The following is a 26,485-nucleotide window of genomic DNA, read 5'->3' on the forward strand; positions in this document are numbered from 1 at the left end:
TGGTATAGTTAAGTAGACAACAGTCAAGTTCAGAAGCAGAAAGGAAGATTTTATGCACTACACAGGACAAACATTTCGCCCGCCGAGAGAGGCCTATAGCCCGCTTTTGGAAGTGACGGTGGGTTGTTCCCACAATGAATGCACCTACTGTGCCATGTATAAGGACGTAAGTTTCAGAAAGGCGCCGAAGGAACAGGTCATCGCAGATCTCCAAGAGCTTTCGCCCTATGCCGATCGGCTGGATCGCATCTTTCTTTTAAACGGCGACCCCTTTATTTTAGATACGGCCTATCTTTTGGAAATCGCCGATTGGATTTACGAGTACTTGCCCAATATCGAGACCATTACCTGCTATGCGTCGATTTTCGATATAAAAAATAAAAGTATGGAGGATTTGAAGCGGCTGAGAAAGGCCGGCTACAATCAATTGTACATCGGCATCGAAACCGCCCACGATCCCACCTTAAAGCGCATTAAAAAAGGTTGCACCCAAGAAGACGAGTACCGCGAGCTGGCCAAGCTTGAAGAAGCCGGCATCGACTGGATCTGCATGGTGATGTCCGGCATCGCCGGGAAAGAAGACAGCTTTGCCCATGCCGAGGAAACGGCGGCGCTTTTAAACAAGCATCAGCCCTTGAGCGTCTCGCCCCTGACCACCTCGGTGCACGCGGGCACGGAGCTTGCGGCAGAAGTGGCGCGAGGGGATTTCGTGCCCTTGACGGAGGGGGACATTCTTCTCGAGGAAATCCACCTTCTGGAGCACTTGGATCTCAACCCACGGGCACTGTTTTTCGGCGTCCACGCCTACAACACGGCGCCGGTCATCGGCCGCTTCTCTGAAAAAGAAGAGATGCTCAGAAAGCTTCGGGCGGTCTACGACAGCATGACGGAAGAGCAGAAAAACGCGCGGCTGCAACGCTACGGTTATTAATGAAAAGGCCGTTATATCAAGCCGTAAAAGGCCTTCGCGGCGGGGTGAATTTCGCCATGCCCGGGCATAGGGGCCGAGTGGCTTTCGATTTTGACTTCAAGGACGACTGGACAGAGGTCATCGGGGCGGACAATCTTTTAGATCCCACGGAGGCCATTACCGAGGCCCAAGCTGAAATCGCCGCGGCTTACGGCGTGAAAAAAAGCGTCATCGTCCCGGCGGGATCCACCACAGGGATCAAGCTGGCCCTTTACCTTGCCGCGAAGCCCGGGGAGACGATTTTGATTCAGCGTAATTCCCACCAGTCCCTCTTTCACGGGGCGGTGGCGCTGGATCTCCGTCTATCTTATTTGCCGGCACCGGTGGATGAGGCCACGGGGCTTTTTTCCGGCGTGGATCCCGAGGACGTGGCTAGGGCCTTGGACGCGGATCCGTCGATTTCCGCCGTATTTTTGACGAGTCCCGATTATTTCGGCGGCGGTTTGAAGCTGAAAGAAATCGCCGACATCGTCCACGCCCGAAACAAAATCCTCATCGTGGATGAGGCCCACGGCGCCCATTGGGCCTTTACGCCCCTCGCGGATATGAGCGCCGTTCGCCATGGTGATTACACGGTGCAGTCGTTGCACAAGACCATGGCGGCCCTTACCGGAGCGGCGCTTTTGCACATAAATAGCCATGTGGAGGAGGAGACGCTTTTAAAGGGCATGGGCCTTTTTCTCTCCACCTCGCCGTCCTATTTGCTCATGCTTTCCTCGGAATACGCCGTGGCGGCGGGGAAAGACATAGATTGGCAGAAGCTTCTCTGCCATCGTGCGCGGATCGAAAGCCGCCTGCCGCAAATCACTGTCGTCAAGGCGCGGGGGCCCTTTGTGGCCTGCACGGATCCTATGAAATTTCTCTTCCACCTGCCCGGCTACCGCGGCGATGAAGTGGTGTCCCTTTTGGCGGAGAAGGGCGTTTATCTTGAAATGGGCGACGACTATTACGCCCTGGCCATTTTGTCGCCCTATCACACAGACGAGGATGTGGATCGATTGATTCGTGCCATCGCATCCTTGCCGAAGAAAGAAGAGAGGACAGGCGTCGAGAAGGGTATATATCCGAAAACGGAAGCGGTTTTTCCGCCGCGGGCGGCTTTCTTCATGGAGACGGAATCTGTGGCTGTCGGCGAATCCGAAGGCCGAGTGGCGGCACAAAACATCACGCCCTATCCGCCGGGCATTCCCATCGTCACCTACGGAGAACGAATCACTGAAGAGGTTATGGCGGCCATTTCAGAAAGAGAAGACAGCATCGGCTTTGAAGACGGAAAAATCACGGTCATTAAGGAGGCATTATGAAGTATTATCTCGTCGAAGGCAAGTTCAAGACCTTTAACTTTTCACTTTACGATGACGAAAACAAGGCGCTGAAGAAAGAATTCCATGACTTTTTACAAGCGGGCATGGATCGGGGGGATTTTCTCATGTTCGGCGATAAGGCCCACGGCTTTCTCGGCTTGGTTAGAGGCAATCACTTAGATGAAGTGTTGTCGGAATTCGAAAACGACCCGCTGACACTGGCCGATGTGGTGGAATACCGCATCGTCGAAATCGAAGATGCCATCCTCAGCAACCATCCGGAGAAATTTTTAGAAAAATAAACAAGCAAAAAGCGAGCACACTAGGCTCGCTTTGGACACAAGACAAGCGATCAACACCATTAGGGGTTTATCTTCTTATGTGCGTTCCTGTATGAAAAATGCCGAAGTCCAAAGGGGCTTCGGCATTTTTTGCGATTAAAAGGCTCATGATCGTTAATGTGATTTATTCTATATTTTCAAGGACGCAATTTTACGGAAAAAGTGCGATTCATTTGCTTGCAGACAAATTAAAGGTAAATTCGTCGCCTATGGCTTCCTCCTCATTGGATTCTTTTCCGCCATGGTTTGGAAGTTCCGCTTTATATAATTGACATTTCAATGTTGAGATGTCGTTTAACAATTCATCGGCAGTGACTTCGCTGGTAACCGGCGAGAAGTAGAGGGTCGACGTGTTCTTGTCTGCTTCGATCGTTTCGAAATAAACTAAGCGACCTTTGGAATCTCTCGCCTTCACCGAAAAAATAGTGTCCTTCGCCGATGACGGATAGGTGAGTATCATTTTTTGTGAAGCCGGGCTCATAGTGAATTCTTTAATCATAATTCCGTTTGTATTCGGTACGGCAAAATCTTTTGCGATGATCCTTTTCTCCATTTTCATCTTCGCCATATCCACATGAGTAGTAATAGAAATTTTTTTGCTGTTGCCCAAAAGCGTGTCAAAGATAAACTCCAGCTGTGCCGTGCCTTCCTTCGGTAGGGGACTTTCCAAGGAATATATTAAAGATGTGGCGGTTACATTGGGCTTGCCCGGCAAATTTCCTTCCTGGCCGCTTGAGCCGAGGACGTTGACTCTTTTACCGTTTACTTTAAGCTCCGTTAAGTTGGCACCCTCCGACAGCTTTTCACCTGGACCATTGAAGCTCAAAAGCACGGCGTAGAGATTATTGTCCTCTGTCGTAATGGTATCCAAAACATATTTTTTGCCGTCTATTTCGAAGGGTTCATGTAATTTGACGCTGTACTTGTCTACATCGGGTGATAGGCCCATTGCGCTCGACAAACTAAGTGTGATGTTGTCCGTGATCTCTCTCGTCTTTGCTAAAACATAGCCGCCGGATGCATAGTTCGTAACGCCAAAGGCCAAAAGCAATATGGCCGCGATCGCTCCTGTTTTTCTGACGAAAAGTCGTCTCTTGTTGTTGCGTTTCAATTTCTTCACCACCTTTTTGAGATTTTCTCTTTCAAAATCTTTGAGAGGAACCTCTTCGTATTCTATTTTTATATCGTTCAATCGATCGTAAAGATTATCCTTCATACATTTTCACCTCTCCATCTTCTTAAAAGCTTCCTCGCCCTGCTAACCTTTTGATAGGCATTTTCCGTGGAAATATGTTGCTCCGATGCCGCCTCGCCATAGGAAAGCCCGCGAATAAAAATATTTTCAAAGAGTTTTTTATCCTCATCGCCCAAGGTGGATAGAGCTTCTTCTATTTCTAAATTGGAATGGACGTCGGAATCTTTTGACGCGGAATTTTCGTCGAGAAGAATAGCCTCAAATTTGCTTTCTCTTCGGAGCAAATCGATGGCTTTGTATTTTGAAACCGCAGCACACCAATTTTTAAAAGAAGACCGCTTCGGATCAAAATAGTCGATATTTTGCCAGATACTTAGAAGAGAATCATTCATCGCTTCATCCCAAAGGCTCGGGTATTTCCAAAGTGTTTTTGAGATCACGCCTTTTAACACTTTCCCATATAATTCGATGACGACGTACAACGCGTCTTCATCTCTGTTCTTCAGCCTTTTTATCAACTCTTTAGTCTCCATATTTCCTCCTTTCACTAGTATATTCGTGCCGGGGTTCATGGTTCTGACAATTTTTTAAGGGGCTTCTTATTAAAATAAGACGAGCTTCACTTATTCCCGGTTGCAGACAAATACCATCTTTAGTCGAATTTATCTCTTTTTTATGGCGCGGAATCAGCCGACAGTTTTTAATAGTTGACGATTTAGCGTTTAAGTAGATTTGAGTCTATAAAAAAGGAAAGGTGAATCATGTGATTCTCCTTTCCTTATCCATCGCTTCGAAGCGAGCACAGGCTCGCTTTTTCTATGTCGAAATTTACTTGTCTTCAAAAAATGTTTCCGCAAAGCGCACGGAAGCCATGGCGTCTTTGCAATAAACGTGGGCACCGATCTCTTGGGCATAGTCTTCCGTTAAGACGGCGCCGCCGACCATAACCTTTGTGTCGGGGGCTTGTTTTTTCAGAAGGTCGATGGTCTCTTCCATAAAGGGCACCGTGGTGGTCATGAGGGCGGAGAGGCCCACGAGGGGAATGTGCTCTTCTTTTACCGACGCCACGATTTTTTCCGGCGAGACATCTTTTCCCAAGTCCAAGATATCGAAGCCGTAGTTTTCCAAAAGGGCCTTCACGATGTTTTTTCCGATGTCGTGAATGTCGCCTTTCACCGTGGCCACGAGAATGCGACCTTTGTTTTCGGCCACATTGCCTTCTTCGTCCATTTTGGCGCGGATCACCGTAAAGGCCGCGGCGGCGGCATCGGCGGCGCGAAGGAGCTGGGGCAGGAAGAGGGTCTTTTCCTCAAAGCCTCGGCCCACTTTGTCCAGAGAGGGAACCAAGTAGCCGTTAATAATGTCGATGGGGCTGTGATCGGAAAGAAGGGCTACAGTCATGTCCTTGGCATCTTTGCTCAGGCCCTTTTCGATGGCGTAGGAAAGATCCCGGTCGCCGGCGTGGGCCGCGGTTTTTTCTTCTTCCGTAAAGGCGGCGATGAAATCGCTGAAATCCGGATCGCAGCCTAAAAGGGCCATGGAGGATTTGTAGGCCTTTTGCATGAGGGCCGAGGAGGGATTCACGATCCCTGCACTGAGCCCGGCGGCAAGGCACATGGCGTAGAAATTGCTGTTAATGAGCTCCCGATTGGGCAGGCCGAAGGAAATGTTGGACACGCCCAAGGTGGAGTGAAGGCCACGGGCCTTCAAACGGCGCAAGGTTTCGAGGACCACGACGGCGCCGTCTTTTTGGCTGGAGATGGTCATGGCCAAGGGGTCGAAAAGAAACGCTTCGGGCCCCAGGCCGTAGCGGGCGCCTTCTTCGAGGATGGCATCCACGATGGCCATGCGCTTTTCCACGGTTTTCGGTATGCCCTCGTCGTCTAAGAGAAGGGCCACGCAAAGTCCGCCGTATTTTTTCGCCACGGGAAAGACGGCGTCCATGGTGGATTTTTTGCCGCTCACGGAATTAAGTAAGGGTCGGCCGTTGTAGATGCGGGCGGCAGCTTCCATGGCATCGGGGTTGCTGGTGTCGATGGCCAGTGGCAGATCACACACCCCTTGCAGGGCGCGGATAATTTCCGGCAGCACCGCCACTTCGTCAAGGCCGGGCACGCCCACATTGACGTCCAAGACGTGGGCGCCGTCATCTTCCTCTTCCAAGGCGATGGCCAGCACCGCCGAGGTGTGGCGATCCTTCAGGGCCTGCTGCAGGTATTTTTTTCCCGTGGGATTGAGCCGCTCGCCGATCATCACCGGCTTTTCGTCGAAGTCCACGACATGGGTGTAGGAGCTTACGGCGGATCGGGGGCGCCCCTTCGGCGGGGTGACGTCAATGGCACGGGTTTTCTCCACAGTTTTTTCGATGTAGGCGGGAAGGGTGCCGCAGCAGCCGCCGAGTACGCCCACGCCCATCTCCGCAAACTGAATCATGTAATCGGAAAAGGCCTCGGCGTCGATGTCGTAGGTGGTTTTTCCGTCTTTTATGCTCGGCAGACCGGCATTGGGACTCACGATGACGGGGATGGTGGCGAGGGACGTCATTTTTTCCATAAGGGGCAGGGTTTGCACCGGGCCGAAGGAGCAGTTCATGCCGATGGCATCGGCACCTAAGGCTGTGGTCATTTCCACAAAGGCGTCCATGTCGCAGCCCGTTAAGAGGCGTCCGTCTTCCTGAAAGGCGGCGGTGACGAAGACGGGAAGATCCGAATTTTCTTTGGCGGCGAGTAGGGCCGCTTTAATCTCGTAGGTATCGGACATGGTCTCGATGGTAATTAAATCCGATCCGGCCGCGGCACCGGCCGTGACGATTTCCTTAAAACAATCGTAGGCATCTTCAAAGGGCACATCCCCTAAAGGTGCCAGGATTTTTCCCAAGGGTCCGATATCCAGAGACACGTAGCCGGCACCTTCCGCCTCCACGGCGGCTTTTCCGTTGGCTACGGCGGCGGCCACCACCGTTTCGACCGACACGTCAGAATCCGCAAACTTAAAGCGGTTGGCGCCGAATGTATTGGTGAGGATAATGTCCGCGCCGCTTTTTAAATAGGCTCGGTGCATATCAACGATGACTTCGGGTGCGTCGATGTTTAAAATCTCCGGCAGGGCCCCGGCCTCCAAGCCCTGTGCCTGTAAGTAGGTGCCGCAGGCGCCGTCGTAGTAGAGGCGGCCGTTTTTTAATGAATCCAATAGCGATGTCATAGATTCCTCCGATCCAAACCCATAAGGGCGGTAATGGTTTTTGTCGGGACGAGCATATTGCCTTCTGTCAGGGCGATATGCATTTTTTTATCCGCCTGCAAACTGCGAATCAAGGGCCACTGAAATTCCAAACCGAAATCGGCGAAGCCGGGGGAGAAGCGGGGATGGCCAAAAAAGCCCTGTTGCGCCGCTTCATCCCGCACTTGGGCGCAGTAGTGATTGGCGTAACTTTCTAAGTACTCGGCGCAGCAGGCGTCGGTAATAAAAGCGTCGGCCTTCGATGTAATAAGCAGGCGGCTGATCAGCCGGTCCACGGCGGGGCCCAAGGTCATGGCAAAGAGAAGGGCGTATTCGCTGGTCTTCATATTCTTTTGAAGCATTTCACTTTCAGTAGAAAAGTCGCCGAAGACGATGGCGCCGTCTTGTTTCGTTATGGGTCGAAGGGAAGCCACGGCGCGTACATCCACCGTGTCTTTGAGGCGCAACAAATTCCGCTCCACATCGGCGGAGGTGGCATCGTCGGGGGCATTTCCCTCCAGGCGCAGGTAGCGGTATATTTCTCTGCGCCGTAAATCCTCGAGATCGAGGGCGGGCACGTCGTGAATGGACGCCAGATCAAGCATGGAAAAGGCGGCCTAAATCGCGGACAATCCGCTCCGGAATGGCCGGCTTATTCATGGTGTAGACGTGAATACCGCTGACGCCTGCAGCCACGAGATCCGCCATTTGACTTTCGGAATAGGTTAGCCCCGCATCGAACATGGCGTCGGGATTGTCTTTAAAGCGATCAACCATGCGCAAGAGGGGATCGGGCAGGGCGGCATCGCTTAAATCCTTGATGCGGCGCACTTGCCCGGCGCTTGTAATGGGCATAATGCCGGCTAAAATAGGCACGTCGATGCCTATGGCGCGGGCCTTTTCCAAAAAGCGGTAAAAGACCTCGTTGTCGAAGAACATTTGCGTGGTTAAGAAGTCCACGCCCATGTCCACCTTTTCCTTTAACTGACGCAGTTCTTCGTCCATGGAAAGAGCGGGGTTGTTGCCCTCGGGGAAGCAGGCGGCGCCGATGGTAAAATCGCCGCGCTCGCGGAAGTATTCCACCATGTCTTTGGCATAGGGCAAGTAAGCGTCCTCGCCCAGCTCCCGGGCGGAGTCGCCGCCTAAGACGAGAATGTTCTTTACTTTGTTTGCCGTGAGCTCGTCGTAAATGGCGGGAAGTTCCGTTTTCGGAATGCCCGAGCAGGTCAGGTGTGCGATGGAGGGAATTCCCATCACTTCACTGACTGCATTTGAAATTTGAATGGTTTGATCGCCGCCGCTGCCGTCGGCCTTAAAGGTGACGGACATAAAGTCGGGCTCGTAGGCCGCCATGCGCGCAGCTGAGGCCATAACGGCCTTCAAAGACATTCGTTGATTCGGGGGAAAGATTTCAAATGAGAGTCGTGTGTGATTGGGTGAAAAAAATTCTTTAATGTGCATAAATTACCTCCAAAAGTAATTTTCACATTATAACACAGAAAGCACGTCGCGCAATAGCGTTTCGTGAATGGTGGGACATATTTCACGCGAAAGGCCGGCGACGTGCTTTATTTTTTCTTTGCGAAGATATAAAAATGTTGGACAAGATAACTGATGACGAATACGGTAATTTCCACGCAGAGTTTCGCTGCCGTGGCTTGAAGGCCTAAGACATGGCCGTAGAAACTTAAGAGCAGGCTGTTGGCCGTAAGTAGGAGGGCGACGAGGGCGGCGTACTGCAAGAAATCTTCGATTAAGGGATCGTTGGATTCAAAGACGTAATTGCGGTTTAAGTAGAAATTTAAATTGGCGCTGATGAGCCGTGCTGCCACATTGGGAATGGTCAGAGCATAGGGGATATTGAAAGGGCGGGCAAGGTAATAAAATAAATTAAAAAGCAGAAAGTCCAGGGTGAAGCTAATGATGCCGCTTAATGTAAAGAGCACGGCTTCGCCGTTATCCAAGAGGCTGCGAAAGATCCGCGCCGAATCTTTCACGGCATCGTAGTGGGATGTGGAGTTTTCCTTGTCCCTGTAAATGGTTTCGATGGGCACCTGCACCAGGGGATAGGGGCTTTTCGCCCAGTCCATGAGCTGGCGCATTTCGTATTCGTAGCGCTCGCCCTTCGTGGCAAGGAGCAGATCCAAATGCTCGGTGCTGAAGGCTCGAAGGCCCGTTTGGGTGTCGTCCAAATCCTTGATGCCGGAAAGGTAGCCGAAAAATTTTGCCGTGAGGCGATTGCCGACGCGGGAGCGCAGGGGCGTGTTCTCGGGAAAATCCCGCACGCCCAATACGAGGGCGTTCGGATTTTCGTGCACCGCCTTGAGAATGCGCAGGGTATCTTCGGGGCTGTGCTGGCCGTCGGCATCGGCGGTAACGATAAATTCCACATCGGGCATGGAAGAGGCGATCTTTTCCATGGCATACTTCATGGCGTAGCCCTTGCCTCGATTGGTTTCGTAAGACAGCAGCGTGACCTCGTCGGGTAGTTGATCGAAGAGAGGCTTAAAGGCCTCGCCGCTTCCGTCGTCGACAACGAGCACTTGAAGCTTTTTGGCGAGAAGGGCCTTCGCGAAAGAAAGAAGGCTTTCGTCGGGCTCGTAGGCGGGAATTAAAACCAGATCCCGATTGGATTCAAAGACGCGATCAGTCATTGTATCCGCCCGGGGAAATGAATTCGATTTTCATGGGCACCGTGCGGCGCAAAAATGCCGCCGTGTCCTCTGTTAGTTTGCCTGTAAAAGCCATTTGCAATTTCCCCTCTCCTTCCTTTTTAATGTTTCCGCCCAGTTTTCGCATGAGCTGGCGCACCGTGGCGCCGTTGCCATCTAAAATTTCCATGTGGGCGGGTAGCAGTTCGCGGAAAAGATCCCGATACCAAATAAAATGGGTGCAGCCCAAGACCAAAGCGCCGTATTCTTCCAATGGATAGGAGGCGAGAATGGTTTCCATGTCGTAGCGCACGGCGTCGGTGTTAAATTCCAGCCGCTCGGCGAAATCCACCAAATTCGGCAGAGGCAGAATGTCTACCAGGCGGTCATCGTCGAATTTTTCCACGAGTCGGCGCAGGCGGGCGCTCTTTCCCGTGCCCTCCGTGGAAAGCACCAGGATCCGCTTTCGATCCACATCGTGTTCGATGGCGGGCTTAACGGCAGGCTCCATGCCTACAATGGGCAGGGTGTATTTCTCCCTCAGGTAATCGGCGGATGTGACCGTGGCCGTATTGCAGGCGAGGAGCACGGCTTTCGGCGAATAGGGGCGTGTGGCCTCCATCATGCGATCCAAATAGCCGCGAATTTCTTCGGCATCCTTCGGGCCGTAGGGCACGTGGGCCGTGTCCCCGTAATAAATAAAGTGCTCCGAGGGCATGGCGCGAATCGCTTCTAAAAGCGCCGTGACGCCGCCGAGGCCGGAGTCGAAAATAACAATTGAATCCCCCATAAGTCACATCCTTTCTGAAAATATTATAACAGATGAACGAGCGCAGTTCGCGAAAGGGCCCTTTCATATGTCAAAGTTTCGTTAAAAGGGCATAAAAAAAGCCGCCCTATAGGCGACTGTGGTGGAGATGAGGAGAATCGAACTCCTTACCTCTTGAATGCCATTCAAGCGCTCTCCCAAGTGAGCTACACCCCCGCAATTGAGTTCTTGATTAGTATACGGGGATGTAAGAAAAATGTCAAGCCCTTTTTAAAGAAGAATCGAAAATAAAGCATTGCTCCCGAAATTCGGCGCGTCCCGGCGAAACGAATGGTAGCGGGAATCGGTGAGGGTATCGGCGGGATCGATGTCGATGTTTTCTGCCAAGACGCCGACTTCACAAAGCATGCGGGCGTTGGTTTGCTTCATGTCGATAAAGTCGTGGGTTGCATCGTCAGGAGAAATGACATCACTTGCAAAAGCAAATGCCGCTCGCCAAAGGGCGCTTACTTCCTTGCCTACCTGAAAGCTTTCGGGGCCGATGCAGGGCCCGATAAAGGCCAAGACGTCCTTCGGGTCCGTGCCGTAATGCTCCATCATGGCAGAGAGGGCCTTCGCCGGCAATTTCTGTACCGTGGAGCGCCAGCCCGCGTGAATGGAGGCCATGGCGGCCTTCGCCGGGTCGTAAAGGAGCACCGGCGTGCAGTCGGAAATGCGCGTAACGAGAGCCACGTGCTTTTGATTCGTAATCATGGCGTCGGTATTGGCCACAATGCGGTAGCCGAAGTAATCGTCGCCGCGGCGGGCGCCGTCGATGAGGGCCACGTGATCGGAGTGGGTTTGGTTCATATAATACACGTCCTTTGCTTCGACGCCGAGGTCGTGAAGAAAACAGGCGGTGTCTTTTTTGAAGTGATCTTTGCCTAATGCGGCGCGAAAATCGTAGGGCTTTTTCGATACGGCAAAGCGTATCCCTTTAGAATCTCTGAGTAACACAGTTTATCCGCCTTTCCATCTTTCTTTCCATTGGTTATAATGGTGCTGGAGGATTTTATGAGCAAATTTAAAAAGAGGATTGGCCTCTTTCTTTTTATTATAGTCGCGGCGAGCTTGGGAATCAAAGGAAAGAGCCTGCTTCCCTGCAAAGCCGACGCCTTGTTTCAGGTAAAGACCGATCAGGAAATTTTAAATATGAGCATTTTAAAAGGCGGCGTGCTGGCCACCTTCGACGGCGACCGCCTGGCCTTTTACGACAGACAGGGCAGGAAAAAGACGGTGGACCGCTTAGGCGAAGGGCAAAAGGCCTTTTTCGGCGAATCCGACGCCATGCTCTACGACGAAGACGTGGACAAAGTGGCGGTATTCGGCGAAGACGGAAAGGAAAAGCAATCCTACCGCATTGACGGCACCTTGTTTAATGCCCGGGTGCAAGAAGGCACGCGGATTTTCCATTGCCGCTACGACGACGGGGAGAAACTTTTCGTCGCCACCGACGGCGGGGGGCTCACGGAAGTTTTTCAGACGAAAAATTACATTTTGGACTACCGCTTCGATTCATCTAAGTCCTTTGTGGTGACGGAGCTTTCCAACGCGGCCAACGGCTACAAGACCACGGTGTATCGCGAAGAGGGAAAGGGCGATCGCGGCGCCATGGCCTCGACGGAATTTCCCATGGAAGTGGCCATGCGCATGGTCATGGGGAAGTACCCTGTGGTGGTGACGGAAAAGCATTTGTACGGCTTAGATAAGGAGTTGATTACACAAAAGACGCCGATTTTATCCGACGTCACCATGTACAAGGGCCGTCTCTATTCTCTTCACAGCGGTTTGCTCAGCGTCTACGACGGCAAGCTTAGGGAAAAGAAACACTACCTGATGGAAGCCAATGTGGACCGACTGGCGGTAATGAATGAAGGGCTTTTCGCCTACGGCAATCGGGAGATTCTCTCGCGGCCCATGTCTTCGGCCCCTGTGCACATTCGCTTCGACGACAATCAGGAAAAGCTCCTCTTAAAAGACGGCTACCTGGCCGCCTACGAACACAAACACGTGGCCTTTTATCGTCTGAAGCCCCTTTTTTCTTTCGGGAAGAATAAGATTCAGGAATTAAAACATAGAGAATAAACAGATGGGAGATGTTATGGCTGAAATTAAAGCCTTTTTATTTACGGCGCCGGGGAAATTAAGTATTCCCGGCATGATCCTTGCCGGAATCTTTCTCTTTTTTGTCTCGCGAATTGCCGTGAGCCTTATCGGAAAAGTCTTGAGCAAATACATCGCCGATCGCGAGAAAAAAGCGGTGCGAAACAAGCGCCGAGTCATTACCTTAACCCATTTGGCGGGGAATGCGTCGAAATACGGCATCTACGGCCTGGCCCTGTTGATCTTCTTAAACCTTTGCCGGGTCAACACATCCACCTTAATTGCCACGGCGGGGATCGGCTCCTTGGCCATTGCCATGGGGGCGCAGGAAATCATTAAAGACTTTATCAACGGCTTTTTCATTATCTTCGACGATCAATTTGCCGTCGGCGAATACGTGGAATGCGCCGACAAAAAAGGCTATGTGGTGTCTTTGGGCTTTCGCGCCACGGTGATTCGCGATTTCGACGGCACCCTCCACACCATCCCCAATTCCGCCATCCGCATCGTCACCAATCGGGGGCGAGGAAAAAAGCGGGCCAAGGTGGTGGTGCCCATCGATCGCAGCGAAGATCCGGACCGGGTCATCCATGTGGTGGAAGCTGCTGCAAATTCGTTAAAAGAAAAATACCCGAAGTCCACCACGGAAGTGTGGGGCGTGACGGGTTTTATCGCCAACGGCTACGAAATTACCGTGGTGGCCTGGGACGAAGCGCGCAATCAATTTGACATCGAATACGATCTGAGAAAAGCCATCGCTAAGGCCATGAACGCGGAAAACATCAACATACCCATCGCCCGCTACGAGGGCCCCTTTAAAGGAGAGGTGAAATGAACCGACTGTATTACGAAGAAGGCGACGTGGTCACCTTAAAAAAAGGCCACCCATGCGGCGAAAATCTGTGGAAGATTTTACGGACCGGTGTGGACATAAAACTGGCCTGCATGGGCTGCGAGCGCACCATTTGGATGGCCCGCATGGATTTTGAAAAGCGCGTCAGGAAAATTAAAGAAGGCGAAAAAATGGTGGCCATCGTCCACCATCGGCCGAAAGACGACGCCGAAAGTGTATAAATGATGAAATATTCCCCTTTCGTTGCGGGATCGGACGAGATTTGTTAAAATAAAAAGTTAGTGAAAGGAACGTGTATAAATGTCTCTATTAGATAAAATATTCGGCACCTACTCCAATCGGGAGATTAAAAAAATCCGCCCGACCATGGAAAAAGTCCTCGCTTTGGACAGTGCCATGCAAGAATTAACCGACGAAGAATTAAGAGAAAAGACCACCGAATTTAAAGGCCGCGTCGCCGGCGGCGAGTCCCTTGATGACATCCTTCCCGAAGCCTTTGCCGTGGTTCGCGAAGCCGCCGACCGCGTGCTGGGGATGAAACACTTCCCCGTGCAAATTCTCGGTGGGATTATTCTCCACCAAGGCCGTATCGCCGAAATGAAAACCGGTGAAGGGAAGACCTTGGTCGCAACCCTGCCCGCCTACTTAAATGCCTTGGCCGGCAAGGGCGCCCACGTGGTTACGGTCAACGACTACTTGGCCGAACGGGATAAGCAATGGATGGGCAAAGTCTATTCCTTCTTAGGCATGACCGTAGGCTGTATTCTCCACGACATGACGCCGGAAGAGCGGCAAGTGGCCTACGGCGCCGACATTACCTACGGGACCAACAATGAATTCGGCTTCGACTACCTCCGTGACAACATGGTGGTCTATCAGGAAAATCAAGTACAACGGGAACTGTACTACTGTATCGTCGACGAAGTGGACTCCATCTTAATCGACGAAGCCCGTACCCCCTTAATCATTTCCGGTCAAGGGGATGAATCCACAGAGCTCTACACCCAAGCGAAAAACTTCGTAGACACCTTGACCAGCAGAGTCAAGGATCAGGCGGAAGAAGCGGAAGACCGCTTTAACCGCGAATTCCGCGAAGAAACCGTAGACTACGTCATCGACGAAAAGCAAAAGACCGCCACCTTGACCGAAATCGGCCAAGGAAGGGCTGAAAAATATTTCGGCATCGACAATTTAACGGATCCCGACAACACGGAGCTTCTCCACCACATCCACCAAGCCTTAAAGGCTCAGGGCACCATGCATAAAGACATCGACTACGTGGTGGACGACGGCGAAATCATTATCGTCGACGAATTTACCGGTCGTCTCATGTACGGCCGTCGCTACTCCGAAGGCTTGCACCAAGCCATCGAAGCTAAGGAAGGCATCGAAGTGCGGGCCGAATCGAAAACCCTGGCCACGGTTACCTTCCAAAACTTCTTCCGTATGTACAAAAAGCTCGCCGGTATGACCGGTACGGCCATGACGGAAGAATCGGAATTTAGAGAAATCTACAATATCGACGTCGTGGAAATCCCCACGAACAAAGAAGTGATCCGTGTGGACCAAGACGACGCCATTTATCGCTCGGAAGATGCGAAATTCCGCGCCGTGGCCGATGAAATCGCCCGTCGCCACGCCACGGGTCAGCCGATTCTTGTGGGTACCGTATCCATCGAAAAATCGGAAAAACTTTCTTCCTATCTTAAAAAGCGCGGCATTCCCCACAAGGTATTAAACGCCAAGCGCCACAAACAAGAATCTGAAATCGTCGCCCAAGCCGGTCGCTACGGCGCCGTGACCATCGCCACCAACATGGCCGGTCGTGGTACCGACATCGTCCTCGGCGGCAATCCCGAGTACATGGCCAAGGAAAAAATGGCCAGAGAGGGCTTTGAACCGGAAATGATCGATGCGGCTGATAGCTACTTTGATACAGACGATGAAGAAATCCTGGCAGCCAGAAAGCGCTTCAGCGATCTTCGGGACGAAATTAAAGTGGAAACCGACGCCGAAAAAGAAAAGGTCATCGCCGACGGCGGCCTGCACATTATCGGTACCGAACGCCACGAATCCCGTCGTATCGACAATCAATTGCGGGGCCGTTCAGGTCGTCAAGGGGACAAGGGTAGCACGAAGTTCTACATTTCCGCCGAAGACGACGTTATCCGCCTCTTTGCCGGCGACCGCTTCAAAAAGGTCATGGACGGCATCGATGCGCCGGAAGATGAGCCCATCGAAGCAAAAATGCTCACCCGTCTCATCGAATCCGCCCAACGGAAAGTTGAAGGCAACAACTTCAGCATCCGTAAAAACGTCTTGCAATATGACGACGTCATGAACAAGCAACGGGAAGTTATCTATACGGAACGTGAAAAAGTATTAAAAGGAGACGATCTTTCCGGCGACATCGCCTCCATGACGGAAGATTTAATCGACGACACCATCGACTTCAATGTAAAAGTCAACGACAAACACGAAAAATACATCGACTACGAAAGTATTTACCGCTTCGGCCGCGCCGCCTTCGATTTCGACGAAAACTTTATGGACGGCCACGAAAAGGCAAGCGCCGATGAACTTAAACGCTTCATGAAGGAAGAAGCCAAAGAAGCTTACGCCCAAAAGGTGGAAGAATTCGGCGAAGAAGCCTTCCGCGAAGTGGAACGCGTCGTTCTTCTGCGCGTCGTAGACCAACGCTGGATGGATCACATCGATGCCATGGATCAATTGCGTCAAGGGATCGGCTTAAGGGCCGTCGGCCAAATCGATCCGGTGCGCGCCTATGCCGAAGAAGGCTTCGATATGTTTGAAGCCATGAACGAAAGCATTCGCGAAGAAACCGTGCGCATTATGTTCCACGTGCAAAATCCCGAAAAGATGGAACGCAAGCAAGTGGCCAAGGAAGTGAAAACCGTCAATCCCGACAGCGGCGTACAAGAACCCATTCGTCGCACGGAGAAAAAGGTCGGTCGTAACGATCCCTGCCCCTGCGGCAGCGGCAAAAAGTATAAACACTGCTGCGGCAAAAACGCCTAAATCAGGAAAGGATCCCTATGGAGCAAAATATATTTCTGGATCGGGGACGCCTGGAAGCGGTTGAAGAGCTGGTGGAGCGACTGGCCAAGAGCATCGACATCGAGGGTCTGAAGCAGACGAATCAGGCGCTTACGGAAAAAACCATGGCGCCCGGCTTTTGGGACGACTCCGAAGCGGCGCAAAAGGTGATCCGCGAGCAAAATGCCATTAAATCCCGCACCGATGTGTACGACGAACTCGTGGAAGCCATGGAAGAGTCGGCCGTGATGTTGGAGCTTATGGAAGAGGAAGATGACTTCAGTTTCTACGATCAGCTCAAGAAAAATCTCGATGCCATTGAAGAAAAGGCCCACGATTTTAAAATCCAAACCCTTCTAAACGGCGAGTACGACATGAACAATGCCATTCTCGCCATTCACGCCGGCGCCGGCGGGACGGAGGCCCAGGACTGGGCGAATATGCTCTTAAGGATGTATACGCGCTATGCCGAAGGCAAGGGCTATTCCGTGGAAGTGTTGGATATACTGGAAGAAGACGAGGCGGGCATTAAATCGGCCACGCTTCTGATTTCCGGACCCCACGCTTACGGCTACTTGAAGTCGGAAAAAGGCGTGCATCGCCTGGTGCGCATCTCGCCCTTTGATGCGGCGAAAAAGCGCCACACCTCCTTTACTTCCGTGGACGTCTATCCGGAACTGGACGACAACATGGATGTGGAGATCAATCAGGACGATTTAAAAATCGACACCTATCGCTCATCTGGTGCCGGTGGTCAACACGTCAACACCACCGACTCCGCCGTGCGCATTACCCACATTCCCACGGGGATTGTGGTGCAATGCCAAAACGAGCGCAGCCAAATTCAAAACCGCGAGCAGGCCATGAAAATGCTTCAGGCTAAACTCGTGGCATTAAAAGAAGAGGAACAAAAGGAAAAGATCGAGGACCTGGCGGGGAATTACGCCCAAATCGCCTGGGGCTCTCAGATCCGCTCCTATGTTTTCCAACCCTATACCATGGTGAAAGACCATCGCACCGGCGCTGAAGTGGGCGATGTGAATCGGGTCATGGACGGGGATTTGGATCCCTTTATTAATGCCTATCTGGAAGATAAAGCGGAAGCTTAACAATAGAAAGAATGAATGAGAAGAGAGGCTCGCCCTCTCTTTTTAAATGGAGGAACCATGATTATCGGAAGGATTTTAGCCGAGGAATTTCATATCGCCTCGGAGAAAATGGACGCCACGTTAAAACTTTTAGACGAGGGAAATACCGTGCCCTTTATCGCCCGCTACCGAAAGGATGTTACCGGCGGCATCGAAGACGAGGTGCTTCGTAAAATCGAAGGCAGAAAAAATGAACTGGAGAAGGTGGCGGATCGCCGGGAAACGGTGCTGAATACCATCGAAGGCCAGGGCAAGCTCACGGAAGAATTAAAGGCGACCATTGAAGGCATTTGGGATATGCAGACCTTGGAGGATTTGTATCGCCCCTACAAGCCCAAGCGGCGAACGCGAGCCACCGATGCTCTGGAAAAAGGCTTGGGGCCTCTGGCGGAAAACTTTTTGTCCGACGGGTCTTTAAAGGATTTTGAAGATGAGGTAGAGGTCTTTGAAGGCTTGGAGAAAGAAGAGATTCTAAAAGGCGTGAGCGACATTGTGGCTGAGGCCGTCTCAAACGATGCGAAGGTACGCCGCCTGCTTAAGAGCTATTTGTGGCGCCGCGGCGTGCTCACGACAGAAGCGGGGAAGGAAGCGGATCCCGCCTACAGTATGTACGATGATTTCACCGCGCCCCTAAAAGAGGTGAAGAACCACAACATCCTCGCCATGAATCGCGGGGAAGGGGAAGGCGCCGTAAAGGTAAAGATTCAGTGCAGCGAAGAGACGTTGATCTCCATGATTCTTCAGGTGGCAGGCCCTAACGACGACAAGCGGGCGGCCTTTCTTCCCATGGCGGAAGATGCTTTTAAGCGGCTTCTTTTTCCCTCTCTGGAGCGGGAAATTCGCCGGGATTTAAAGGAGCGGGCGGAGGCTGATGCCATCGAGGTCTTTGCGCAAAATTTAAAACCCCTCCTTCTCATGCCGCCACTGGGCCATTACGTGGTCTTGGGCCTCGACCCGGGCTACCGCACGGGCTGCAAGGTTGCCGTAGTCGATGAAAACGGAAAGTTTTTAGACAACGCCGTAATCTTTCCCGCGCCGCCAAAGCCCAGGGTGGAAGAGGCGAAAAAAATCATCGAGGGTCTCGTCGAAAAGCACGGCGTGAAATTTATTTCCATCGGCAGCGGCACGGCCAGCTATGAAACGGAGCAATTCGTCTCGGGTCTCATTGAAGAGAAGCAATGGGACGTGGCCTATGCCGTGGTAAGTGAAGACGGCGCCAGTATCTATTCCGCATCGGAACTGGGCATCGAAGAATTTCCCGATCTGGACGTTACTGTCCGTGGCGCCATTTCCATCGCAAGGCGGCTTCAGGATCCCTTGGCGGAGCTGGTGAAAATCGAGCCGCGGCACATTGGCGTGGGCCAATACCAACACGATCTGGACAAAAAAGCCCTGGACGATCGCCTGCAGGGCGTGGTGGAAGGCGCCGTCAACGAAGTGGGCGTAGACATTAATTCCGCATCGCCCTCCCTATTAAGCTTCGTTGCGGGCATCGGTCCGAATCTCGCGAAAAACATCGTGGCCTATCGGGAAAGCGAAGGGGCCTTTAAAAATCGCCGGGAGATCAAAAAGGTGAAGGGCCTGGGCGAGAAGGCCTTTGAACAATCGGCGGGCTTTTTGCGCATACAAAACGGAGAAAATATTCTGGACCGCACCGGCGTGCACCTGGAATCCTACGACTTGGCGGAATTGATCCTGAGGGAAGAAAGCCTCACCGACGAGGAAAGAGAAATCCTCGCCCATGCCGGCGCCTTTACCGTGGAAGACATACGCAGGGAGCTGGAAAAACCGGGCCGCGACCCCCGCGGCGACACGGAAGATGTGGGCCTGCGCCGCTCGGCACTCACCATGGAAGAATTGGTGCCCGGGCTGGAACTGGAAGGCGTGGTGAAAAACGTCGTGGACTTCGGCGCCTTTATCGACATCGGCGTCAAAAAAGAAGGGCTATTGCACATTACAAAATTAAAAGGAAAGAGAAATCGCGCCATCTACAATCTGTTAAAAGTCGGCGACCGCATGAAGGTGGTCATCGAAAAAGTGGATAAAGAACGGGGCAGGATTTCTCTGGATGTAAAAGAATAATTGAAGCGGGGCGGCGTCCCCGCTTTTTCCCTATCGCGGGAGAAAAGGATTGAATAGAAATAGTGTATGTGGTATACTATCCGAGATAGTACTGTTTTATTACGGTGGTTGCCGATTTAATCGGTAGTTTTTATCTGATGCAGGGTATGCGATGAGTGTTTGAAAAGTGCCTGATGTGGGATTTTTCGAGCCGTTAAGCCTATCCGTTGGCTCAGAGTTTTTACAAGAAAAAATCAGCAAAACAAAAAGCATCGACACCATCCGAAGATTGCGATTTAGGAGAACCTAAGACGGCAGTCTTTTTTTGGTTCCCTAATCCTTGAATTAGGAGTGACAATTATGCTCAGTTCTTTGCTGAGAAACCTTGAACTTACGAAGAAAGATTTTTTCAAAATTCTGCTGGGTTGCGCCATTATGGCTTTCGGCGTGGTCAATGTCCACGAACCCTCTCAAATCACCGAGGGCGGCGTTTTGGGCTTGGGCCTGTTTTTAAAGAAAGTCGTGGGGCTGAATTTGGCCTATGTCTCGCCGATACTGGACGGCATTTGTTACGGCCTGGGCTTTTCCATGTTGGGCAGATGCTTCTTAAAGAAGTCGGCCGTTGCCACATTGGGCTTTTCCGTCTTTTACTGGATTTTTAACTTTATGGGCCCGGTCCTTCCCAGTTTGTATCACCTGCCTCTTCTCGCTGCTATAGCCGGCGGGATCTTTATCGGCTGCGGCTGTGGCATTGCCGTCTCGGCCGGGGGCTGCGCCGGCGGCGACGACGCCCTGGCCATGGTGATCTCGAAAAAATTGAAGTGGCCCATTTCTCGCGCCTACTTCTTTACCGATGCAGTTGTACTTACACTGTCTCTTACCTACATTGCACCGACGCGGTTGATATTCTCTTTTCTCACGACGATTATCTCCTCTTACTTAGTTGGTCAATTTGAATTAAAGATGAAGGCACCGGCTTGGCAAGTGAGCCAAGGCGGCATCGAGAAAAACGCATAATTGAGTATGAAAATAGAGGCAGAGACGATTGTATCCATGTCTCTATTTTTATATGAAGGTATAAAAGATATTTATAAGATAAACGATTATGACTAAAAGGGCGGAACGGAAAAAGAATAAACAACGGGACAATGCAGAGTTGTGTCGAAGGGAGATTTAAATGATGATGGCAAAGAGGAACCTAGGTAATACCTATCTATTTCGAATGATTCCTTGGGCATTGTTTCCAAATGCTGTCGGATTTCTTTTCAGCGTTATGTTTGGGGATGATCTTGTGGTCTGTCGAATGAGTCAGCTTCTCACTATCTTTCTGTGGCTTTTGCTCTTGCGTGGACTCAGAAAAAGATCGCAAATTACGGGGCGGGATTTTATCAGGTCGCAGATTGTATCTCTTGTTATCGCATTGCTCGTTAATGAAATCTTGGTTCTTTTGCCATTAGAAATCATCGACGCCGGGCGGAGCGTTTCGTGGGATTTTCCTTTTGTGGATCTGGCAACATTCGCGGGTTCGAAGTTCCCGCTCATTGCCCTATGGCTTGCCACGCTCATCGTCGATCTGTTCTTTGTTGATTTTCGTGTGAAGTCATTGCAATAGGTATGCGTACAGGTTGAGTGCGGCGTTAAGAGGTAAGATTACATTCAGGAAAGTCATAATCATGAAATGACAAAGAAGAGGCATATGCCATTGATCGGCAAAGCCTCTTCTTTTTTCAATTAAAAGCGTATGTCGCCTGAAGTCTGAACCGGCAAGTCACGGCTTTTATGGATTTTCTATTTTCTTTGTTATTTTTGCAGCTTCTTTAAAAAGTATAGCATGACGCGGGTTTATTGCGCAGAACTTGCCTTGATAGTATAATTGTTACAAGAAATTTTTTTCGGCCATCCTCTATGGTCGAGCATATCATCTATATGCAAGGAGGCATACATGTCAAAGAACTTTTACGTTACAACGCCCATTTATTACCCAAGCGACAATTTACACATCGGCCACACTTACTGCACCGTGGCTGCCGATGCGGTGAAGCGTTTTAAGACCCTGCAAGGCTACAATGTCCTGTTCACTACCGGCACCGACGAACACGGCCAAAAGATTCAGGAAAAGGCCAAGGAAGCCGGCAAGGAACCCTTGGAATACATCGACGCCATTGTCGACGATACCAAGGCTCTCTGGAAGACCATGGACATCCACTACGATTCCTTTGTGCGCTCCACGGATCCCCAACACGAAAAAAACGTGCAGGCGTTGTTCCAAAAGCTCTACGACAAGGGCGAAATCTATAAAGGTGAATACGAAGGCTACTACTGCACGCCCTGCGAATCCTTCTGGGCCGAATCCCAATTGCTGGAAGGCCATTTGTGCCCGGACTGCGGCCGCGAAACCCACTTGCAACACGAAGAAAGCTATTTCTTCCGCCTTTCTGAATACCGGGACAAGCTACTTCAATACTACGAAGATCATCCGGAATTTATTCAACCGGCTTACAGAAAGAGCGAAATGATCAACTCTTTCTTAAAAGACGGATTGGATGACTTGTCCGTCACCCGCTCCACCTTCGACTGGGGCGTGCCCGTTCCCTTCGACGACAAACACGTCATCTACGTTTGGATCGACGCCCTGTCCTGCTACTTAACCGGCGCGGGCTTCGGCACCGACGACGAGCAATTTAAAAACTTCTGGCCGGCGGACGTCCATTTGGTAGGCAAGGAAATCATGCGTTTCCATACCATTATCTGGCCTGCCATGCTCATGGCACTGGATCTGCCCCTGCCGAAACAAATCTTCGGCCACGGCTGGATTCTCTTCGACGACGACAAAATGAGTAAGTCTAAGGGCAATATTATTTATCCCGAACCCATTATCGACCTTTACGGCGTCGATGCCCTGAAATATTTCCTTCTGCGGGAATTTTCCTTCGGCCACGACGGCAGCTTCAATGTACAAAGCTTTATGAAGCGGCTGAATTCCGACTTGGCCAACGACTTAGGGAACCTGGTCTCCCGCACCGTCTCCATGATCGAAAAATACAACGACGGCATCGTCCCCGCGCCTCACGGCGAAACGGCCATTGACAAGGAATTGAAGGATCTGGCCGTCAGCATTTGGGGCGAGCTGGAAAAAGAAATGGAGACCTATCAATTCTCCACGGCACTGGAAGCCATTTGGAAATTGGTTCGCCGCAGCAACAAATATGTAGACGAAAACGAACCCTGGGTCTTGGCCAAAGGCGGCGAAGACGAAAAGAAACGCTTAGATACGGTTCTCTATAATTTGGCGGAATCTCTGCGCATCGTCTCCATCCTTCTGTCTTTCTTTATGAACAACACGGCCATTTCCATCGCCGAACAAATTACGGCGACGAAGGATTTCGAAGCGAAAGACGCCACGCGCTGGGGCCTTTTGGAACCGGGCAAACACGTGGGCGAAAAGAAGATCATCTTCCCGCGCCTCGATATCGAAGAAGAAACGAAGCGCCTCTGGGATGCCAACCACGCCCTCATTGAAAAGCGGAAAGCGGAAAAACTCGCCAAGGGCGAAGCGGTGGAAGAGGAAGGGGAAGCCTTGGATCTGAAGCCGGAAATCACCATCGACGACTTCGATAAACTGGACATTCGCGTCGCCACCGTGGATTCCGTGGAAGATCACCCCAATGCCGATCGCCTCTACGTTTTAAATCTCAGCGTCGGCGACGAAAAGCGGGTCATCTGCTCAAGCATTAAGGAATATTACACGAAAGAAGAGCTCACGGGCAAACAAATCCTGCTCTTGGCCAACTTAAAGCCCACGAAATTGCGTGGCGTTCTGTCTCAAGGCATGCTCCTTGCGGCGGAAGACAAAGACGGAAAATTGTCCCTGGCCACCACCATGGAACAATTAAAATCCGGTGCAAGAATCAGTTAGGAGGATCTATGATAGACGCCCATTCCCATTTGGAAAATGAGGCATTTGACGACGATCGAGAAGCAATTATCGCCTGCATGGAAGAAGACGGCCTGGATGCCGTGGTGAATGTGGGAAGCGATATTGAAACCTCCCGCGCCGTGGCGGACTTGGCGAAAAAACACGACCGCCTTTACGCCGTGGTGGGGGTTCATCCCCAAGAGGCGAAGTACTACGACGATGCCGTGCGGGCGGAATTGGTGGAGCTGGCAAAGGACGAAAAAGTGCTGGCCATCGGCGAATGCGGCTTGGACTACTACTATGAAAATTCGCCACGAGACGTGCAGCGGACTGTCTTTCGCGCCATGTGTGATTTGGCGGTGGAAGTGGATCTGCCTCTGGTGATCCACTCCAGGGATGCGGCGGAGGAGACCTACGACATCGTGAAGGATTTTCTCGAGGCCCATCCCGGTCACCACGTGCTCATTCACTGCTACAGCTATTCTGTGGAAATGATGGCGCGTTTTATGGCCCTGGGCTGCTACATTTCCCTGGGCGGCGTGACCACCTTTAAAAACGCCAAAGTGCCGAAGAAAGTGGCGGCGGCCGTGCCCTTGGATCGCCTGCTCTTGGAAACGGACTGCCCCTACATGACTCCGGAGCCCAATCGAGGCAAGCGCAACGAGCCCAAGTATGTGGCTTATGTGGCGAAAAATATCGCCGCCCTCAGGGACATGGACGTGGCGGATCTTGTGGCGCACACAGATGAAAATACGAAACGGTTTTACAAATGGAAGAAATAATACAAGAAGTGATCGTGGTCGAGGGAAAAGATGACATCGCCCGGGTGAAGAGCGCCCTGAAATGCGATGTCATGGCCACGGGAGGCTACGCCTTCGGCGAAAAATTTTTGCGCGAGCTGAAAAAAGTGGAGCGTCGCCGCGGCGTCATTATTCTCACGGATCCTGATTACATGGGCAAGCAAATTCGCCGGCGGCTTACAGAGGCATTGGCCTCGCCGAAGCAGGCCTATTTGCCGCAGGACAAGGCCCTTTATAAAGACGATATCGGCATCGAAAACGCACGGGCCGAGGATATTCGGGAAGCGATTTATCGTGCCAAGCCCATGAAAAAAGTCTACGAAGAAACATTTACCAAGGCGGATATGATTCGCTACGGCATGACGGGGGCATCGGATGCGGCAGGGCGCCGCGAAAAAATGGCCGAGGCATTAGGCATCGGTCACGGCAACGGCAAGCAATTTTTGCAGAGACTCAACAGCTTCGGCATTTCCGTCGAAGAATTTGAGCGCATCTATGAGGAGGTGTTCGGTGGATAAACGACTATACAGCCCGGCCAGGATCCGAGAGATTCAAGAGAAATGGGGCTTTCGCTTTCAAAAATCCCTGGGCCAAAACTTTCTCATGGACGGAAACATCGTCCGCGCCATTGCCGACAATGCCGACGTCGGCGAAGGGGACGTCGTCTTAGAAATCGGCGCCGGCATCGGCACCTTAACGGAAGAATTGGCCCTACGTGGCGCGAAAGTATTTTGCGTGGAAATCGACGAGCACTTAAAGCCCATTCTTGATGAAACCCTGGGCGCATACGAAGACGTGGAGATTTTCTACAAAGATGTATTAAAGACGGACCTAAAAAAAGAACTGGCGGCCCGCTTCGGCGATCACAAGATTAAAGTGGTAGCCAATCTGCCCTATTACGTGACCACGCCGATTTTGTTGCATCTTTTTAATTCGGACCTGCCCTTGGAATCGGTTCACGTCATGGTGCAAAAAGAAATGGCAAATCGCATGGCAGCCAAGGCCGGAACGAAGGCCTACGGCTCCATCTCCGTTTATTTACAAATGCGCTCCGATGTGGCCGTGGCCCTCACCGTGCCCCGCACCTGCTTTATGCCCCAGCCCAATGTAGACAGCGCCGTCTTGGCCCTTACGAATTTTAAAACCGATCACCGGGAAAATCTGAAGCGGGCCGAGGCCGTGGTGCGGGCGGCATTTTCCAAGCGAAGAAAAACCGTGTTAAACGCCCTGTCCACCTACGGCTTCGAAATCGAAAAAGATCAGATCCTTCAAGCCTTGGTCGACACGGGCATTGACCCCGGTCGTCGGGCCGAGGCCATTACCGTGGAAGAGTATCGGATTTTGGCGAAAAACTTTCCGAAAGTAGAAAAGGAGGGCGACTAATGGCGGAATACAGCGACGAGACATTTCACGCCTTTGTGGAAAACGAACCTTTAATCGAAAGCTTGAGCGGCATTTTTAAAGTCATGGCCGACCCCACGCGATTAAAGATTTTGTACGCCCTCATGTTGGGCACCTGCAATGTATCGAAACTGGTGGAACTTTTAGGCATGAGCCAATCCTCCATTTCCCATCAGCTCATTCTTCTGAAAGAAGAAGGGCTTATTCGCTCGAGAAAAGAAGGGCGCAAAGTCTACTACTCCCTGGATGACGACCATGTGGCGACCCTCTTTACCATGGGCTACACCCACGCTATGCATAAAATCGGCGAAGGTGATTAAGCCCATACCTCGCGGGTATAAATTGAGTAAGCGAAATCATGAATTATTTTGGAGGAATGACAATGTCAGAAGTAAAAGTTTATACAAGCAACACCTGTCCTTATTGCACCATGGCAAAGGATTATCTGAAGGAAAAAGGCATCGAATTTGATGAAAAAAACGTGCAAACCGACGCAGCTGCAAGAGATGAATTGATCTCCATGGGCTACACCGGCGTACCTGTTTTGGTCATCGGCGAAGAAGAAATCGTCGGCTTCGACCGCGCACGCATCGACGCCGCCTTGGCAAAATAACGAAACTGAAAAAGGGGCTTCGGCCTCTTTTTTTCGTGCCGAAAA

25 protein-coding genes and 1 tRNA gene are annotated in these 26,485 nt (G+C 51.5%); 17 read left to right on the plus strand and 9 right to left on the minus strand.

Going from position 1 to position 26,485, the window contains the following annotated elements:
* Positions 1–52 precede the first annotated feature (52 nt).
* Genes KO087_RS03625 through KO087_RS03635 form a run of 3 tightly spaced genes read left to right on the plus strand, consistent with a single transcriptional unit; the run spans position 53 to position 2,576 of the window.
* On the plus strand, positions 53–931 hold the full coding sequence (locus KO087_RS03625) for a radical SAM protein (RefSeq protein ID WP_215507825.1): 879 nt from the start codon (positions 53–55) through the stop codon (positions 929–931).
* Positions 931–2,274: an aminotransferase class I/II-fold pyridoxal phosphate-dependent enzyme gene (locus KO087_RS03630; protein WP_215507826.1), complete on the plus strand. Its 1,344-nt coding sequence runs from the start codon at positions 931–933 to the stop codon at positions 2,272–2,274. Before KO087_RS03625 ends, KO087_RS03630 begins: the two co-directional genes overlap by 1 nt.
* Positions 2,271–2,576, plus strand: coding sequence for a YciI family protein (locus tag KO087_RS03635; RefSeq protein WP_215507827.1), 306 nt, complete (start codon positions 2,271–2,273; stop codon positions 2,574–2,576). The genes KO087_RS03630 and KO087_RS03635 overlap by 4 nt, the downstream gene beginning before the upstream one ends.
* Before the next feature lie 208 nt (positions 2,577–2,784).
* Here the strand turns inward: KO087_RS03635 and KO087_RS03640 are convergent, their stop codons facing one another.
* The 9 genes from KO087_RS03640 to pgeF form a co-directional block, all read right to left on the minus strand.
* Positions 2,785–3,831 carry a DUF4179 domain-containing protein gene (locus KO087_RS03640; protein ID WP_215507828.1) on the minus strand — a complete coding sequence of 349 codons (1,047 nt, stop codon included), beginning with the start codon at positions 3,829–3,831 and terminating at the stop codon, positions 2,785–2,787.
* On the minus strand, positions 3,828–4,343 hold the full coding sequence (locus KO087_RS03645) for a sigma-70 family RNA polymerase sigma factor (RefSeq protein WP_215507829.1): 516 nt from the start codon (positions 4,341–4,343) through the stop codon (positions 3,828–3,830). Before KO087_RS03645 ends, KO087_RS03640 begins: the two co-directional genes overlap by 4 nt.
* 295 nt (positions 4,344–4,638) lie before the next feature.
* On the minus strand, positions 4,639–7,011 hold the full coding sequence (locus KO087_RS03650) for a homocysteine S-methyltransferase family protein (RefSeq protein WP_215507830.1): 2,373 nt from the start codon (positions 7,009–7,011) through the stop codon (positions 4,639–4,641).
* Entirely contained in the window at positions 7,008–7,634 is a 627-nt protein-coding gene (locus tag KO087_RS03655; protein WP_215507831.1) for a hypothetical protein, read from the minus strand. Before KO087_RS03655 ends, KO087_RS03650 begins: the two co-directional genes overlap by 4 nt.
* Entirely contained in the window at positions 7,627–8,490 is an 864-nt protein-coding gene (locus KO087_RS03660; protein ID WP_215507833.1) for a methylenetetrahydrofolate reductase, read from the minus strand. The genes KO087_RS03655 and KO087_RS03660 overlap by 8 nt, the downstream gene beginning before the upstream one ends.
* A 107-nt stretch (positions 8,491–8,597) precedes the next feature.
* Positions 8,598–9,683 (minus strand): bifunctional glycosyltransferase family 2/GtrA family protein, encoded by a 1,086-nt coding sequence (locus KO087_RS03665; RefSeq protein ID WP_215507835.1) that lies wholly within the window; start codon positions 9,681–9,683, stop codon positions 8,598–8,600.
* Positions 9,676–10,470 (minus strand): glutamate racemase, encoded by a 795-nt coding sequence (murI, locus tag KO087_RS03670; RefSeq protein WP_215507837.1) that lies wholly within the window; start codon positions 10,468–10,470, stop codon positions 9,676–9,678. Before murI ends, KO087_RS03665 begins: the two co-directional genes overlap by 8 nt.
* A gap of 119 nt (positions 10,471–10,589) precedes the next feature.
* Positions 10,590–10,665 (minus strand) — tRNA-Ala (locus tag KO087_RS03675).
* A 54-nt stretch (positions 10,666–10,719) separates the two neighbouring features.
* Entirely contained in the window at positions 10,720–11,445 is a 726-nt protein-coding gene (gene pgeF / locus KO087_RS03680) for a peptidoglycan editing factor PgeF (protein WP_215507838.1), read from the minus strand.
* Between the two features lie 57 nt (positions 11,446–11,502).
* Between pgeF and KO087_RS03685 the strand changes: the two genes are divergently transcribed.
* The 14 genes from KO087_RS03685 (at position 11,503) to KO087_RS03750 (ending at position 26,440) form a co-directional block, all read left to right on the plus strand.
* On the plus strand, positions 11,503–12,573 hold the full coding sequence (locus KO087_RS03685; protein WP_215507839.1) for a hypothetical protein: 1,071 nt from the start codon (positions 11,503–11,505) through the stop codon (positions 12,571–12,573).
* Positions 12,574–12,589: 16 nt separating this feature from the next.
* The gene (locus KO087_RS03690; RefSeq protein ID WP_215507840.1) at positions 12,590–13,426 is read left to right on the plus strand and encodes a mechanosensitive ion channel family protein; all 837 of its coding nucleotides are present in this window, start codon (positions 12,590–12,592) and stop codon (positions 13,424–13,426) included.
* Positions 13,423–13,665: a DUF951 domain-containing protein gene (locus KO087_RS03695; RefSeq protein WP_215507841.1), complete on the plus strand. Its 243-nt coding sequence runs from the start codon at positions 13,423–13,425 to the stop codon at positions 13,663–13,665. Before KO087_RS03690 ends, KO087_RS03695 begins: the two co-directional genes overlap by 4 nt.
* A gap of 79 nt (positions 13,666–13,744) precedes the next feature.
* Positions 13,745–16,483, plus strand: coding sequence for a preprotein translocase subunit SecA (gene secA / locus KO087_RS03700; protein WP_215507842.1), 2,739 nt, complete (start codon positions 13,745–13,747; stop codon positions 16,481–16,483).
* A 17-nt stretch (positions 16,484–16,500) separates the two neighbouring features.
* The gene (prfB, locus tag KO087_RS03705; RefSeq protein ID WP_215507845.1) at positions 16,501–17,610 is read left to right on the plus strand and encodes a peptide chain release factor 2; all 1,110 of its coding nucleotides are present in this window, start codon (positions 16,501–16,503) and stop codon (positions 17,608–17,610) included.
* A gap of 57 nt (positions 17,611–17,667) precedes the next feature.
* The gene (locus KO087_RS03710) at positions 17,668–19,731 is read left to right on the plus strand and encodes a helix-hairpin-helix domain-containing protein (RefSeq protein ID WP_215507846.1); all 2,064 of its coding nucleotides are present in this window, start codon (positions 17,668–17,670) and stop codon (positions 19,729–19,731) included.
* 339 nt (positions 19,732–20,070) lie between these two features.
* Positions 20,071–20,727, plus strand: a complete 657-nt coding sequence (locus KO087_RS03715; protein WP_215507847.1) for a DUF6198 family protein — start codon at positions 20,071–20,073, stop codon at positions 20,725–20,727.
* 160 nt (positions 20,728–20,887) lie between these two features.
* On the plus strand, positions 20,888–21,322 hold the full coding sequence (locus tag KO087_RS03720) for a hypothetical protein (protein WP_215507848.1): 435 nt from the start codon (positions 20,888–20,890) through the stop codon (positions 21,320–21,322).
* A 330-nt stretch (positions 21,323–21,652) separates the two neighbouring features.
* Positions 21,653–23,626: a methionine--tRNA ligase gene (gene metG, locus KO087_RS03725; RefSeq protein WP_215507849.1), complete on the plus strand. Its 1,974-nt coding sequence runs from the start codon at positions 21,653–21,655 to the stop codon at positions 23,624–23,626.
* A gap of 8 nt (positions 23,627–23,634) precedes the next feature.
* Positions 23,635–24,408, plus strand: coding sequence for a TatD family hydrolase (locus tag KO087_RS03730; protein WP_215507850.1), 774 nt, complete (start codon positions 23,635–23,637; stop codon positions 24,406–24,408).
* Entirely contained in the window at positions 24,396–24,944 is a 549-nt protein-coding gene (gene rnmV / locus KO087_RS03735; RefSeq protein ID WP_251374906.1) for a ribonuclease M5, read from the plus strand. Before KO087_RS03730 ends, rnmV begins: the two co-directional genes overlap by 13 nt.
* A complete protein-coding gene (rsmA, locus tag KO087_RS03740; protein WP_251374907.1) occupies positions 24,937–25,809 on the plus strand; it encodes a 16S rRNA (adenine(1518)-N(6)/adenine(1519)-N(6))-dimethyltransferase RsmA in 873 nt (290 codons plus the stop codon). The genes rnmV and rsmA overlap by 8 nt, the downstream gene beginning before the upstream one ends.
* On the plus strand, positions 25,809–26,147 hold the full coding sequence (locus tag KO087_RS03745; protein ID WP_215507852.1) for an ArsR/SmtB family transcription factor: 339 nt from the start codon (positions 25,809–25,811) through the stop codon (positions 26,145–26,147). The genes rsmA and KO087_RS03745 overlap by 1 nt, the downstream gene beginning before the upstream one ends.
* Positions 26,148–26,209: 62 nt before the next feature.
* Entirely contained in the window at positions 26,210–26,440 is a 231-nt protein-coding gene (locus tag KO087_RS03750; RefSeq protein WP_215507854.1) for a glutaredoxin family protein, read from the plus strand.
* Positions 26,441–26,485 lie beyond the last annotated feature (45 nt).

The organism is Peptoniphilus rachelemmaiella (assembly GCF_943169845.1).
In the GTDB taxonomy this organism is placed as follows: Bacteria; Bacillota; Clostridia; order Tissierellales; family Peptoniphilaceae; genus Aedoeadaptatus; species Aedoeadaptatus rachelemmaiella.